The following is a 14,571-nucleotide window of genomic DNA, read 5'->3' as shown; positions in this document are numbered from 1 at the left end:
TTATGGAACACGGACCATCCGTAGTGTCGCTGGCCATCGTTGTGCTGGCGGCATTACTGACCCCTATACTCATCAGCAGATTGAAAGTCAGCTTCCTGCCGGTCGTTGTGGCGGAGATTATCGTAGGCGTCATCATCGGCGACTCCTTTTTCGATATCGTCGACGGCAACGACCCTTGGCTGAAGGTATTGTCCACACTTGGATTCATCTTCCTGATGTTTCTGAGTGGACTTGAAATCGATTTTGACGCATTTACGCAGAAAGCGAATCGCAGAAGAAATCGAAGATCCTGAAAAGGCCGTTGCCGAACATACTGATGCTGACGACGGGTATATTTGCAGCGATGCTCGGCCTGAGCCTCTTATTTGCGCTGCTTATGCGGGGCCTTGGGATATTTGATGATGTCTTTCTGCTCGTCATCATCATCTCAACCATTTCGCTTGGTGTCGTAGTGCCGACTTTGAAGGAGGCGAATCTGATCAGCACCCGGATGGGGCAGATCATCCTGCTGATTGCAGTCATTGCGGATTTGACGACGATGATAATGCTCGCCCTCTATTCCCAGCTCTACGCGGATGCAAGCAAGCCGTTGTGGCTGATGGGGATACTTGTGGCCTTCGCCATCCTATTCTATTTCCTCGGCCGTGTCATGAACGGCTCGGAGTTCATCAAATCTCTGAATAACGGTACGATGCAGATCGGGATGCGCGGCGTTTTCGCACTTATCATCATGCTTGTCGCTTTGGCTGAAGGTGTCGGGGCCGAGAATATACTCGGTGCCTTCATCGCCGGCTGTATCGTCAGCCTGCTGAAGCCAGATCAGGATATTGTCCATAAATTGGATTCGTTCGGCTATGGATTTTTCATCCCGATATTTTTCATCATGGTGGGTGTCGAGCTGAATCTGCCTGCGCTGTTTTCGGACAGCCGGGTGTTCGTACTGATTCCGGTGCTGCTGTTTGCGTTTCTGTTCAGCAAACTGATACCGGTGGCGTTCCTGCTGCGGTATTTTGACGTGAAGCGCGTCACGGCAGCCGGCTTCCTGCTGACCTCGACACTGTCGCTCATCATCGCAGCGGCAGTCATCGCTGAACAGATCGGCATGATAACGAATTCCGAGAGCGGCATGTTCATTCTGAGTGCCGTAATCGCCTGCATCATCACCCCGGTCGTCTTCAAGCAGCTCTATCCGGAAGGCGAGAATGAAGACCGCGTCATCAATGTGACGATTTTCGGCAACAACCAGCTGACAGTGCCGGTGGCGCACAGCATCGCCGGGGGTCTGTATAACGTCAGGCTCATCTTCCACAAGAATTTTTCCGACTCCAGGGAAAGGAATACAGAGAACCTCTCATTCCAGGAGATACCGGAGTATTCCGAAGAAGCCCTGGACGCAGTCGATGCATTCGACAGCGATATCGTGGTCGTCGGCGCCAATGCGGCGGACATCAATTGGCGTGTCGCGGAGATGGCTAAAAACCGCGGAGTGGAACGGATCATCTATAGAGTTGAAGATCCGACAAGGGAACAGGCCATCAAAGAACATGGGTATGAGCCTTTCTCTGCACTATTGAGCTCGAAGACGCTGCTGCGTGGATTGATCGAATCTCCACATATGATGGATCTGCTGACGGATGAAGAGACGGCCATCTATGAAATACAGATGAACAACTACCGCTACGATGAAATGATTCTCCGTGACTTCCCGTTCACTGCAGATATCATATTCCTTCGGATCATGCGTGGACAGGAGTCGATTGTGCCCCACGGGGACACCAGACTCCAGGTGGATGACCGTATATTCATGACCGGATCTAGGGAGTATGTGGAAGAACTGAAGCGGGAACTCGAACTATATTAACGAATGCACCCTTCGGGGTGCATTTTTTTCTTATAAGACTGTGCTTTCTTTTTTGTTGCAATCAGAGATGAAAAACTGTAGATTAGTAGTAGGTACTAACATTAAATCATAAGCGCGTGGATATGGATCCATGTGTGATGAAAAGGGAGTTTATGACTTATGAATCTCGAAGGTAAAACTTTTGTTATCATGGGCGTTGCCAATAAGCGCAGCATCGCCTGGGTGCCGCGCGGGCCCTCGATAAAATGGGTGCAAAACTGGTATTTACAATATTGAATGAACGCTTCAGGCGCGAACTGGAGAAAATCTTGGGTGACTTGGAAGGCAACCACGACATCATCGTGGAATGTGACGTCACGGACGACGAGCAGGTAGAGGCAGCATTCAAGGAAATCGGCGAGAAGACAGGCGGCATCGATGGTCTGATGCACGCGATCGCATATGCTGGAAAAGATGAACTCCAAGGTGGCTACAGCGATACGACCCGTGAAGGCTTCAAAAACGCGCTCGACATCAGTGCGTATTCCCTGGCAGTGGTATCAAAACATGCTAAAACAATCATGAATGAAGGCGGCAGCATCGCAACGATGACTTACCTCGGTGGAGAGCGCGCAATGCCTAACTACAACGTCATGGGAGTTGCCAAAGCAGCCCTCGAATCCAGCGTACGTTACCTTGCACTCGACCTCGGCGAGTCCGGCATCCGCGTCAACGCCGTTTCAGCCGGCCCGATCCGTACCTTGAGCTCTTCAGCAGTCGGAGATTTCAAATCCATCCTGAAGGAAATTGAAGAACGTGCACCACTTAAACGCAACGTTGATCAGCTGGAAGTCGGCAACACTGTCGCATTCCTGCTCAGTGATTTGGCGAGCGGCATCACAGGAGAAGTCCTCCATGTCGATTCCGGTTACCACATCATGGCTTAATATAGCTGAAGAAGCAGCACCTCCGGGTGCTGCTTTTTTTATTTCGGGATGTATCGGTTGTTGAGTTGAGTGGTGCTAATTCCCGTTCGTCGAGCAGACGAAGGCGAGTTGGGATGTTAATTCCCGTTCGTTGGGCGGACGAGGGCGAGTTGGGGTGTTAATTCTCGTTCGTTGGGCGGACGAAGGAGAGTTGAGACGTTAATTCTCGTTCGTCGAGCGGACGAAGGCGAGTTGGGATGTTAATTCTCGTTCGTTGAGCAGACGAAGGCGAGTTGGGATGTTAATTCCCGTTCGTCGAGCGGACGAAGGCGAGTTGAGATGTTAATTCCCGTTCGTCGCAACAAACGAACGAGAGTTACATCAACACTGACCGCCATCCAGCTTAAGCGGGCAATAAAAAAGCGTTCCAAATATATTGGAACGCCTCTTATCACTCAGCCTTCGCCGAGTTTATATGTTTCATATACCTGCCAGACGCCATTGTCGAGCTGGTAAAGAAGACTCATTTTATCAAGTGTTTCTTGGTGATCGATGCCCACCATGCTGAGTTGACCGAAGATGTCTTCGTACTCCTGGGTAGTCTGTCCCTGGGCAATCGTCAGGTGTGGCACGAAAGGATGGCTGTTTTCGCCATAGAATTCGCCATCATTCAAATCGTCATGGAGAGCGACAAGTTCATCATTCTTTTCTACTTTGAAATAGATGACTAGAGAGTTCGGTGAGAAACTTGAAACTTTCTTGATTTCGATGTCAGTTGGTTTGTGCTTTTTAGCAATTTCTTTCAGATGTTGTGAAATTTTTTCTTTTTCGGATTCATCCGCTTCAAACTTTTCTTTTAGAGTGATGTGTGGGGGATCAGTGCATAATGCGCATCATATCTTTTTCTATATTGGTTGACTTTATCCTGTAGCTGTTTAGATGGAAACATTGCTATTCCGAAATTCATCGTAATTCCTCCCTGCTTTGTTATACCTTAAGTATATCAAAGTTTTCTCAAAATGCCATAATATTCTAACTTAAGAAGTGTTTCATCGCTGGTTCCAAAATGGGTTTCCACGTTTTCCAGATGTGGCCCCCGTCCAACTCTTCATACTTATATTCAAGCAACCGGGTGGAAAGATGCTCATGCAGTTTGCGGTTCGGCGTCAGGAAATCGGCACGATCTTTCGAGATGCTTTCAAAATCATCCTCTTCCAACCCTATAGTATGGTACATGTCAAGATGCATGAGTGAACTTTGGGATTCGAAGCGGGCGATGAAATCATCATCTACGTACGGACTGAGTGCCAATACATTGGAAAATGTGGCCGGATAGGTGATGGCGACCGACAATGCGAAGCTTGCAGCGAGCGATTCCCCCATCAACGTGCGGGAAGTGCCGACTTTTAGTGTCGGGAAGTGTTCATCAATCCAACTCATCAGCTCATGGGCAGTGAAAGAAACGAATTTCTCATGGTGCTTGCCGTTCGGGCTGAAGTAGTCATAACGCCAGTCGACGTCAGGGTAGGGCACCCCGATGATGATGGCTCGGTCTATCTCTTCTGCTTCACGTAATTTTTCATACGTACGCTCAATCTGTCCGAAGCGGAAGAAGTCCTGGCCATCGAATGTAATGATGACCCTATGTTTATAAAGGTCTGAAAAGTTTTTTGGTATATAGTACTGGATTTCATAAGTGTCATTTAAAATTTCCGATTTGAAATCAATACTGTGTATTTTTCCTGGTGTCATTTCCATAAAAATTACCCCCTCTTGGTTATTCTACCAACAAGGGGGCAAGTGTGAAACATCAATGATGATATTTAACGCTCATCATCTCCGTAATTCATATTATATTCCTGTTCATCTTTAAGGCGTTTCGGATAGTCCACATGCCAGAAATCTGCCGATTTGACTGTGGCTGGGTCTGGAGAGTAGATTGCGTACTTTCCTGATCCCTTTTCCTTCTTCTGCTTCTCGAAGTCCTTCAGTGCGGCGATGGCCGGCTTCTGCAGGATGAGTATGCCGATGACGTTCAGCCAGGCCATGAGGCCTACACCGAGGTCACCCATATCCCAAGCAAGTCCCGCCGAGTTGATCGTGCCGTAGAATACCGAGCCGATCAGCAGTACACCCAGCAGGGTCTTCACGATCGGCCAGCGGCCTTTCGTCAGATAGACGAGATTCGTCTCTGCGATATAGTAGTATGCAAGTATTGTAGTATAACAGAAGAATAGAAGTGCAAATGAGATGAAATAAGAACCGAATCCGACGAAACCAGCCTGGAAAGTATCCTGGCCACTGAATGCCTTATCGAGGCCGGCCTGTGTATAGGCCACTGTGCCTTCTACGTTCTGTTCCCCACCCGGTGTTTCCTGATAGACACCACTGTCTACGAGGAGGCCACCTTCACCATCTGAAACATTGTACATGCCTGTCATAAGAATCATGAGCGCCGTCGCCGTACATACGAAAAGTGTATCGACATATACGGAGAATGCCTGTACAAGCCCTTGTTTGGCAGGGTGTGAAACTTCAGCTGCACCTGCTGCGTGAGGTCCGGTTCCCTGACCGGCTTCATTGGAGTAGATGCCGCGTTGGACGCCGATTGCGATCATCGCACCGATGATGCCGCCGAACTGCTGCTCCATGCCAAAGGCACTTTTGAAGATGAGAGCGAACATGGCAGGTACTTCCTGGATGTTCATGATGACCACTATTATGGCTACAATCACATATACGAGGGCCATGAACGGAACCACTGCAGTTGCAACGTTGGCGATTGATTTGATACCGCCGAAGATGACCAGGCCGACCAGCACTACAAGAATCGCGCCGATTACCCAGTGTGGCATGGTGAACGAGTTCGTCATGGAGCCTGCTATAGAGTTGGACTGGATGCCCGGAAGCAGGAAGCCGGTGGCAAGAATTGTTACAAGTGCGAAAACTGCGGCGTAGATTTTACCGAATTTCCCACCTATCCCCTTTTCTATGTAGTACGCTGGACCACCGCGGTACTGATTGTCTTCATTCTGCTTATAGATCTGCGCCAGAGTGGATTCCACAAATGCGCTGCCTGCTCCTAGAAAGGCAATGAGCCACATCCAGAATATCGCACCTGGGCCTCCGATGTAGATGGCTGTAGCGACCCCGACTATGTTTCCCGTACCGACACGGCCGGATAAAGATACCGCCAAGGCTTGGAAACTGGAAATTCCGACTGGTGATTTCTCCCCTTGGAACATAAGCCGGATCATTTCCTTGAAGTGCCTGATCTGGAAGAAGCGCATCCTCAAACTGAAGTACAGTCCTACGGCCAGCAGGCCGTATACAAGAGGCGAGCTCCAAACGAGGCCATTAAGAAAATCAACGATTGTCTGCATAATATTTCCCCTTCCCCTTTGTGCTGAATATTCTGATAATGTTAATTTTACTTGTATACAATTCATTTGTCCACATAAATATTATTCGGTATTCTAATTTATGATACAATGGGTTCTACTTTAACAACCTGTAAGGAGATTATGCCAATGACTAATAAAGTGTGGTTCCAAACTGGTATTGCAATCATCATTACACTGCTGATCATCATGCTGGTCATCAGGGTCCAGGTCATTTTTGAACCGATATTCACGGTAGTCGCGACGATTTTCTTCCCGCTTCTGCTGGGTGGCCTCCTGTATTATATCACTGAGCCGATACAGCGCTTCCTGGAAAAACGGCGTGCCGGGCGCCTGACGAGCATTCTGGCGGTTTTCGTCATCATCCTGCTAGTGATTGCTCTCCTCACCATCCTGATCGTGCCGATGGTGACGCAGCAGGTGCAGAACTTGATTTCCCGTGCGCCGGTAATTCAGAATGAGATAGAACAGCTGTTCAATTATGCGCTCTCCCAGCGGGATAAACTGCCGTTCGACCCGCAGAAATATATCCAGGACGCCCTGGACCGCGGTTCCGAGATGCTGTCGAACGTAGCGAGCAATGTCATGGCGATCCTGTCAGGTACGGTCAGTGTCCTGATTACGTTCATCCTGATTCCGTTCTTCTTCTTCTTCCTGCTGAAGGATCACGAAAAATTCGTGCCGGCCATGGTTTCTCCGTTCAAAGGCACATTCAAGCAGTTCATGACCGAGCTGCTGCATGACATCGACAATACTTTACGCGCATTCATCCAAGGGCAGATGCTGGTCAGTTTCATCCTTGGCATCATCCTCTATATCGGATACATCTCCATTGGGCTTGAATATGCACTATTGCTTGCGATATTTGCACTGTTCATGAATCTGATTCCCTTCATCGGACCTTGGATGGCATTCGTGCCGGCTGCGCTGCTCGCGTTGATCCAGGATCCGTTCATGCTGATATGGGTATCTCTGATTACCCTGATCGCCCAGCAGATTGAAAGCAACCTGATCACGCCGAACGTCATGGGGCAGACGCTGAACCTTCATCCGCTCACCGTCATCACGGTCGTCCTTGCAGCAGGTAATATCGCCGGATTCATCGGCATGCTGATTGCGATCCCAACCTATGCAGTGATCAAGACCGTCATCAGAAATATATGGAATTACCGTTCCAACATCAAAAACACAATGTTGTCAGAACCACGCAACACTTAGAACTGACGGGGGGATCCCCGTCTTTTTTGATGATGAAATGCCACATTGCCGCTTGGCTGGTGTAGAAAACGGGTATAAGTAATGGAATAATCCTGATGGGGGATGATGCCATGAAAGTGACGATAGTGGGCATGTGGAACGGTTTCCCAAATATCTGGAGCCGACATCCGGCTGTCTGATCAGAAAAACGGTGTGAACCTGCTGATCGATGCAGGAAGTGGCGTAGCCGCCCATGTACAGAAGTATGTTGATATCCACGCCATAGACCACATATTCCTGACGCACTACCATCATGATCATGCAGGGGACATCCAAGCTTTTGTACTGGCGCGCAAGGTTGCGCGGCAACATAAAAAGACCGATCGGAATCTGAAGGTGTATGGGCCGGAAGGTGGCCTGCCCGTACGTGAGATCCGCCGTGCACGATATAGTACATTCCAGCCCATCCGGGCTCAGAAGGCTTATACAGTCGGTCCTTTCAAACTGGAGTTCCACCGCAATGAACACAGTACGGAAACTTATGCAATACGGGTGACGGATGATACGGGTGCTGTCCTCGTCTATACGTCGGATACATGCTATCGGGGCAGCCTGGTGCGTTTTGCATTCGGGGCGGACCTGCTCATTACCGACTGTAGGCTGTATGAGGGCTATGACGGCAAAGTGGAGGGTCATATGAATGCAGAAGAGGCTGGACGCCTGGCTTCAAAGGCAGACGCCGCCGAGACGATACTGACAAATCTACCCCACCACGGCGCGTTGGAAGTACTGATTGATAGTGCCAAGCAGCACTCCATCAAAAATGTCAGATTGGCCGAGGCCGGCATGCAAGTTGAAATATAGAAGGCGTAAATTTTATATTCCTAACAAAAAAGGATGGTCCCCAAATAGGGTCCATCCTTTTTCTATGCGGCATCCGAAGTACGCCGCTCCTCTGAATCAATCTGATACAATACCCGGTTGATCTCCACCTGGTTGATCGCTTCCACAACGAAGTATGCAATGATGGAATAGATGATGATAACCGCAATCAGAAGCACATTCGATTGGATGACGCTTAAAACGAGCGCCGGCATGAAGACGAGAGCCATGAAGATGAGGAGCATCCCCATACGGTTACCGCTTATCGCCCGTTGGGCTGAGGCGACCTCTTCGCCATATTCACGGTTGATGCGTTCAAGGTCTATCGCAGACGGGTCCCGGTAGAGTTTTGTTATCCTGATATCTCCACCATATGGATTTTCGACATAACGCAAGTCCATATGACTGTTATTCCATGTCAGATACTTAAAAAAATTCACAATATTCCCCTAACTATTCAAAAGATTGTGAGTTTATTATATACTGTATACATATTTAATTCAAAGGGGTGTTTTATATGGCTCAGAAAGGATCGGATGACAAACAGTTTTCGAGACGCGATTTCCTTAAAACGACCGGTGTGGCGACAGGAGGCATCATAGGCGGCTCTTTGCTTGGTGGCTTTGTCGGCTATAATTTGGACGACGGCGACACCGCGTCAGACACCAGTGGCGAGAACAAGGGTGAGGGCGCGGCAGACGGCAGCGCAGAGAACCCGGGCAGGATCTTCTTCCATAATGATGCACAGTTCGAAACGATTTCACAGGCTATGGAGCGCATTTATCCGGAAGATGATATGGGGCCTGGCGCAATCAAGCTCGGTGCACCTTATTTCCTGGATATGCAGCTGGCAGGCGCATACGGCAACAACTCCAAGGAATACATGAAAGGGCCATTCTATGAAGGGGAACCAACCCAAGGCTACCAGTCGCGCCTGACGCGGGCAGAACTGTTCACTTTAGGCATAGAGCGCCTGGATACGGAAGCCAACGAGGCATTCGACGATGACTTTTCAAAACTTGATGGTGAAGACATGGATGAAGTATTGACGCGCTTCCAAAAGGGCGAAGCGGATATGGGGGTGCCCCGGCGACAGCAAAACCGGAGGATTTCTTCAATCTGTTGCGCTCTGCGACAATCGAAGGGGTCTACTGCGATCCGATGTACCGCGGCAACCGTGGTATGGAAGGATGGAAGATGAAACAGTTCCCGGGACACCAGCACCAGTATATCGATAAGATCGACAGCGGAGAATTTGAGGATATCAAACCGCAATCTCTATATGGAGGTAAGAGCTGATGGCAAAAGAACTTGAAAAAGTGGATGTATTGACGGTCGGTGTCGGATGGACAGGCGGCATCATAGCAGCTGAAGCAGCCAAAGAAGGCCTAAAAGTAGTGGGGCTTGAGCGCGGTAAGGAACGGGGTACGGAAGATTACCAGAATATCCATGACGAATACAAATACGCGATACGCTATGAATTGATGCAGGATGTCTCCAAAGAGACGCTGACATTCAGGAATTCTCCTGACCAGCGGGCATTGCCGATGCGCCAGCTCGGATCGTTCCTCCTCGGTGAAAACCTCGGTGGAGCGGGCACGCACTGGAACGGGCAGACATGGCGGTTCCTGCCGTACGACTTCGAAATCCGCAGCATGACGGAAGAGAAGTACGGAGAGGATAAACTGATGGAAGATGACGGTTACAGACTCCAGGACTGGGGCATTACATACGATGAGCTTGAACCCTACTTCGACCGGTTTGAGAAGACATGTGGCCTTTCCGGTGAGGAGAACCCACTCGGCGGCAAGCGTTCGGATGCCTATCCGACCCCCCGATGATCAAAACACCGATTCTTAAGAAATTCGAAAAAGCATCATCCGGGCTTGGTTACAGCCCAATCATGATGCCTTCAGCAAACTTGAGTGAAGCATTCGAAAACCCGGATGGCCAAAAGATCCAGGCTTGCCAATACTGTGCTTTCTGCGAACGTTTCGGCTGTGAATACGGCGCGAAGTCCTCTCCTGAAATCACGGTAATACCAACCGCCCGGGAGACCGGCAATTTTGAAGTGCGCACGCATGCCAATGTCGTTGAAATCCTGACGGATGAAGACGATGACAGCCGGGTGACCGGCGTCAAATATGTCGACACACGTACACGTGAAGAGTTTATCCAGCCGGCTGATGTCGTCGTCCTGAACAGTTATGTGTTCAACAACTACAAGCTCCTCAGGGTATCAGACATCGGCAAGCAGTATGATCCGGAGACGGAAGAAGGCACACTTGGACGCAGCTACTGCTATCAGATATTCGGCGGCGCAACGGGCTTCTTCGATGAACAGTTCAATACATTCATGGGGGCCGGTGCCCTTGGAATGGCATTCGATGACCATAATGGCGATAACTTCGACCACTCGGACCTCGACTTCCTGCATGGCGGCAACATCTCGGTCACGCAGACCGGCAGCCGGCCGATTGCGAATAACCCGCTCCGTCCGGACACGCCGTCATGGGGCAGCGAATTCAAAAAGGAATCCATTGAAAACTATACGCGCACGTTGAGTGTGTCAGGCCAGGGTGCAACGCTGCCGCATAAGGACAACTATATCGACCTCGATGAGACATATAAGGACGACTACGGTGTGCCGCTCGTCAAATTGACGTACAACTTCAAAGATCAGGACCGCGCCCGCCACCAGCATCTCGCCGAGCGTTCGGCTGAAGTGCTTGAAGAGATGGGGCGAAAGAGGTATCGAAAGCTGCAGAGCTCGGCGACTACAGCATCGTACCTTACCAGTCCACGCACAATACAGGCGGCACGATCATGGGGATGATCCTGAGAAGAGTGTCGTAAACAATTGGTTGCAGCACTGGGACCGCGATAATCTTTTTGTGGTCGGCGCGGGAAATTTCGTGCATAATAGTGGATATAACCCAACAGGTACTGTGGGTGCACTTGCATACCGCTGTGCTGAAGGGGTGATCCGATTCGCCAAGGAAGGCGGACGTCTTGAAGATAAGTAGGTGATATAAATGGATCCATATCAGAATATGAACATCAGCCCGTCTGATAAGCGTAAAGCGGAGAGGAATAAAAGCGCTAGCGCGGGGGCAATGGTGGAAATGGGAATGGGTCTGGCAATAATACGCCGACACCACCGGAAGAGCCGCCGCGGAAGCGGAAGCGGGTGACGCATGAAGAGCCCTTTGCGCCCCTCATGGATCATATCGAAGATCTGAGGTCTATGCTCCTCAAGTCGGCGATAGTGTTCGTCATCTGGTTCTTCACCATATTCTCCACTGTCGGCTGGTGGTTCCCGGTAGTGTCGAAGGGCGCGGATATCGTGGTGCTCGGACCGTTTGAAGTGATCCGCTTCTATATCCAGACCTCAGCGGCCATCAGCCTTGGGCTGAGCATCCCGTTCATATGCTGGTTCCTATGGCAGTTTGTACGGCCGGGCCTGGTCGAGAAGGAGACCCAATTCCTGAAGGGGTCCCTGCCAATCATGCTCATACTGTTCGTTATCGGAGTGTCGTTCGGCTATTTTGTCGTGCACCCGATCAGCTATTTCTTTCTGATTCAGATGGGGCAGGTCAATTTCGATGTGCTCGTGACGGCGGATGAATATATGTCCTTCCTGCTGATTACTACGATTCCTTTCGGTCTGATCTTCCAGCTGCCGATAGTCGTCCTGTTCCTGAGCCATATTGAACTGCTTGACTCAGAGTTCATGCGGAAATCAAGGAAGTATGCATATTTCGCCTTGATGGTCGTCACAGCCATCATCGCACCACCCGACTTCTTCACGCATATCATCACTTTGCTGCCGATGATCGGACTCTACGAAGTGAGTATCGTGCTGGTCAGGCGCAAAGAGCGGCGCGCGGCCAAAAAAGAAGCAGAGAAAGCAGAAGCGGCTTAAAAGGAGGCTCTTAGAGTCTTCTTTTTTGTGCCTGCTTATTTTATCCAGAATGTACCTGCAAGGTGAATATCTGGTATAGTACAATATAGGAAAAGGAGGGGCTTCATAAATGGAAAAAGTAAGAAAAGCAGTCATCCCGGCTGCAGGGCTCGGTACCCGGTTCCTGCCGGCGACCAAGGCGATGCCCAAGGAAATGCTGCCGATCCTCGACAAGCCGACGATCCAGTATATAGTGGAGGAAGCGGTCGAAGCGGGCATCGAAGATATCATCATCGTCACCGGCAAGCACAAGCGTGCCATTGAAGACCATTTCGATCATCAGCTGGAACTCGAGATGAACTTGAAAGCGAAGGAGAAGTACGAGTTGCTTGAGAAGGTCGAGCATGCGACTGGACTCGCAAATATCTTCTATGTCAGGCAAAAATCCCCTAAAGGGCTCGGACATGCCATACATACTGCCAAGCAGTTCATCGGCGACGAACCGTTCGCCGTACTGCTCGGGGATGATATCGTCGATAATGAAGGCGGAAAGCCCGCCATCGGCCAGCTGATCGCCCATTACGAAGAATGCCAAAGTTCGGTCATCGGTGTGAAGCAGGTGCCGGCAGAGGAGACTTCCCGCTACGGTATAGTCGAATACGATGGCCAAAAGGATAACCTTTACCATCTGACCGATATGCATGAGAAACCGGGTCCCGGCGTGACGGATTCCACACTCGCCATCATGGGGCGCTACGTTCTTGCGCCTGAGATTTTTGATCATCTTGAAAAAGGGGAAGTTGGGGCAGGCGGTGAAATCCAGCTGACCGATTCCATCCGGGCGATCATCGAGTCGGGCGGCGATGTCCATGCCGTCGATTTCGAAGGGACACGCTATGACGTCGGCGACAAGGCCGGATTCGTCAAAACGACGATGGAATATGCGCTTAAATCCGATATGCGCGATGAACTGCTTGAATTTATGGAAGACTCCCTGAAGCGTTACGACAGGATAAAAGAATAGAAAAACAGCGGCAGTCCATGCCCCGAAATTCCGGGGATTCGCATGGGTGCCGCTTTTTATCTTCAAGGTGTAAAATTAACCAAAATAAAAAGAGCAAATCAGGCATTTTCCTCCATATATTATACAGGAGGTGCATGTCATGTTTATAACAGATAGAAGAAAGTCAAAAGAATTATTGTTTTACGAAGCATTGGAAGCACGCTGTAGCTTGACGGGTCAGGAAGGGAAGCGGCTTAGGGCGTTGCGCCGGGGCTTCGAAGGAGAGAGCGCCTATGACGCGCTGTGGGAAACGATCGGCCATGACCATCTTTTGATTTTCCGAGACATCTGGCTACAGGTCGGAAATGCAGTGCTTCAGGCAGATGCGCTTATCATTGATGACGGCCAAGTGACTGTGAATGAGATCAAAAATTATTCAGGGTTATATCGGCTGGAGAATGCTGTGTGGTCGGTCAATGGCTATCGTATTTCTGAAGACCCGGTCGCCCAAGTGAGGCGGACTGTCGGCAAGCTGACATATATAAAGTCGAAAGGCGGACATTCATTTCAGATTGACGGGAAAGTCATTTTCATCAATCCCGACTTTAACCTCATCTCTGATTCAGAGGCGGACAACCTGCATATCATCAACCGGGCAATGCTGAAACCCTACATGGGGGACGTTGCAGCGGGGTATGCCGGTAGAGAAGCATCGGACATCGCCGAAACCATCAAGTCATGTATCATCGATGACCCGATGCGCGTCCCAGAACTCGATCCCGGTCGTATAAATCCAGGGATCCGCTGTGCCCGCTGTAGCGCCGTTGATTTATCGATTGGACGGTATGCAGTCGAATGCCGGCAGTGCAGCCACCATGAAACCATCGAGCGGCTGGTCGTGCGCGCTATAGTCGATTATTCCAATCTATTTCCTGATGGCTTCATCGATAAAAAGCAGATCCAGTGGATGCTTGCCGATCAGGTTGGGCTCAGATGTATAGAACACGCCCTGTCGAAATATTGCATAGCCACAAAAAGAGGCAAACATGCAGCATACACTGTCGAAACACCCTATCTTGAAGAATTATTGGCAATCAAGCAGTATAAATCAAGATATGAGAAGAAACCCTCTCAAATTTGAGTTGGCCCTCCAATTCTCGTTCGTCGTCGGAACGAAGGCGAGTTGGCCCTCCAATTCTCGTTCGACGCCAGAACGAAGGGGAGTCGGCCCTCCAATTCTCGTTCGTCGCCGGAACGAAGGCGAGTTGGGTCTCTAATTCTCGTTCGACGCCGGAACGAAGGCGAGTTGGCCCTCCAATTCTCGTTCGACGCCGGAACGAAGGCGAGTTGGCCCTCCAATTCTCGTTCGTCGCCGGAACGAAGGCGAGTTGGCCCTCCAATTCTCGTTCGACGCCGGA

11 protein-coding genes and 3 pseudogenes are annotated in these 14,571 nt (G+C 50.1%); 10 read left to right on the top strand and 4 right to left on the bottom strand.

All coding sequences use genetic code 11. The features are described from left to right. Positions 1–2: 2 nt before the first annotated feature. Together ACYF68_RS11745 and fabI are read left to right on the top strand one after the other, a co-directional pair. Positions 3–1,861 (top strand): annotated as a pseudogene (locus tag ACYF68_RS11745) (cation:proton antiporter domain-containing protein). A gap of 159 nt (positions 1,862–2,020) precedes the next feature. After that, a pseudogene (fabI, locus tag ACYF68_RS11740) lies at positions 2,021–2,787 on the top strand (enoyl-ACP reductase FabI). A 434-nt stretch (positions 2,788–3,221) separates the two neighbouring features. Here fabI and ACYF68_RS11735 read toward each other — a convergent pair. The 3 genes from ACYF68_RS11735 to ACYF68_RS11725 all read right to left on the bottom strand — a co-directional run bounded on the left by ACYF68_RS11735 (position 3,222) and on the right by ACYF68_RS11725 (position 6,152). Next, the gene (locus ACYF68_RS11735) at positions 3,222–3,584 is read right to left on the bottom strand and encodes a 2'-5' RNA ligase family protein (RefSeq protein WP_461047624.1); all 363 of its coding nucleotides are present in this window, start codon (positions 3,582–3,584) and stop codon (positions 3,222–3,224) included. Between the two features lie 214 nt (positions 3,585–3,798). Beyond that, positions 3,799–4,524 (bottom strand): alpha/beta hydrolase-fold protein, encoded by a 726-nt coding sequence (locus ACYF68_RS11730; RefSeq protein WP_461047052.1) that lies wholly within the window; start codon positions 4,522–4,524, stop codon positions 3,799–3,801. 65 nt (positions 4,525–4,589) lie between these two features. Further along, entirely contained in the window at positions 4,590–6,152 is a 1,563-nt protein-coding gene (locus ACYF68_RS11725) for an alanine/glycine:cation symporter family protein (protein ID WP_461047622.1), read from the bottom strand. A gap of 144 nt (positions 6,153–6,296) precedes the next feature. Between ACYF68_RS11725 and ACYF68_RS11720 the strand changes: the two genes are divergently transcribed. Further along, positions 6,297–7,385, top strand: a complete 1,089-nt coding sequence (locus tag ACYF68_RS11720) for an AI-2E family transporter (protein ID WP_461047050.1) — start codon at positions 6,297–6,299, stop codon at positions 7,383–7,385. Between the two features lie 192 nt (positions 7,386–7,577). Then, positions 7,578–8,228 carry an MBL fold metallo-hydrolase gene (locus tag ACYF68_RS11715; protein ID WP_461047048.1) on the top strand — a complete coding sequence of 217 codons (651 nt, stop codon included), beginning with the start codon at positions 7,578–7,580 and terminating at the stop codon, positions 8,226–8,228. Positions 8,229–8,290: 62 nt separating this feature from the next. Here ACYF68_RS11715 and ACYF68_RS11710 read toward each other — a convergent pair whose 3' ends face one another. After that, complete coding sequence (locus ACYF68_RS11710) at positions 8,291–8,686, bottom strand: hypothetical protein (protein WP_461047047.1); 396 nt, start codon at positions 8,684–8,686, stop codon at positions 8,291–8,293. 77 nt (positions 8,687–8,763) lie between these two features. Between ACYF68_RS11710 and ACYF68_RS11705 the strand changes: the two genes are divergently transcribed. The 6 genes and pseudogenes from ACYF68_RS11705 to ACYF68_RS11680 all read left to right on the top strand — a co-directional run bounded on the left by ACYF68_RS11705 (position 8,764) and on the right by ACYF68_RS11680 (position 14,294). Further along, the gene (locus tag ACYF68_RS11705; RefSeq protein ID WP_461047045.1) at positions 8,764–9,447 is read left to right on the top strand and encodes a gluconate 2-dehydrogenase subunit 3 family protein; all 684 of its coding nucleotides are present in this window, start codon (positions 8,764–8,766) and stop codon (positions 9,445–9,447) included. Further along, the gene (locus tag ACYF68_RS11700) at positions 9,369–9,545 is read left to right on the top strand and encodes a hypothetical protein (protein ID WP_461047043.1); all 177 of its coding nucleotides are present in this window, start codon (positions 9,369–9,371) and stop codon (positions 9,543–9,545) included. Before ACYF68_RS11705 ends, ACYF68_RS11700 begins: the two co-directional genes overlap by 79 nt. Next, positions 9,545–11,272, top strand: a pseudogene (locus ACYF68_RS11695) (GMC family oxidoreductase). Before ACYF68_RS11700 ends, ACYF68_RS11695 begins: the two are co-directional and overlap by 1 nt. Positions 11,273–11,436: 164 nt before the next feature. Then, positions 11,437–12,171, top strand: coding sequence for a twin-arginine translocase subunit TatC (gene tatC / locus ACYF68_RS11690; RefSeq protein ID WP_461047041.1), 735 nt, complete (start codon positions 11,437–11,439; stop codon positions 12,169–12,171). A gap of 109 nt (positions 12,172–12,280) precedes the next feature. Continuing rightward, positions 12,281–13,174, top strand: coding sequence for a UTP--glucose-1-phosphate uridylyltransferase GalU (gene galU, locus ACYF68_RS11685; RefSeq protein WP_461047040.1), 894 nt, complete (start codon positions 12,281–12,283; stop codon positions 13,172–13,174). Positions 13,175–13,313: 139 nt separating this feature from the next. Beyond that, entirely contained in the window at positions 13,314–14,294 is a 981-nt protein-coding gene (locus tag ACYF68_RS11680; RefSeq protein WP_461047038.1) for a nuclease-related domain-containing protein, read from the top strand. Positions 14,295–14,571: the final 277 nt, after the last annotated feature.

The organism is Salinicoccus sp. CNSTN-B1, from assembly GCF_054792835.1.
Note: the sequence above shows the minus strand (reverse complement) of the source record. Positions and strands in the feature narration are given on the sequence as shown.

What these genes read in the sequence shown, in the direction of transcription:
- ACYF68_RS11730 (WP_461047052.1), bottom strand. Translation starts at nt 4,524, where the DNA reads ATGGAAATGACACCAGGAAAAATACACAGTATTGATTTCAAATCGGAA.
- ACYF68_RS11720 (WP_461047050.1), top strand. Translation starts at nt 6,297, where the DNA reads ATGACTAATAAAGTGTGGTTCCAAACTGGTATTGCAATCATCATTACA.
- ACYF68_RS11705 (WP_461047045.1), top strand. Translation starts at nt 8,764, where the DNA reads ATGGCTCAGAAAGGATCGGATGACAAACAGTTTTCGAGACGCGATTTC.
- galU (WP_461047040.1), top strand. Translation starts at nt 12,281, where the DNA reads ATGGAAAAAGTAAGAAAAGCAGTCATCCCGGCTGCAGGGCTCGGTACC.
- ACYF68_RS11680 (WP_461047038.1), top strand. Translation starts at nt 13,314, where the DNA reads ATGTTTATAACAGATAGAAGAAAGTCAAAAGAATTATTGTTTTACGAA.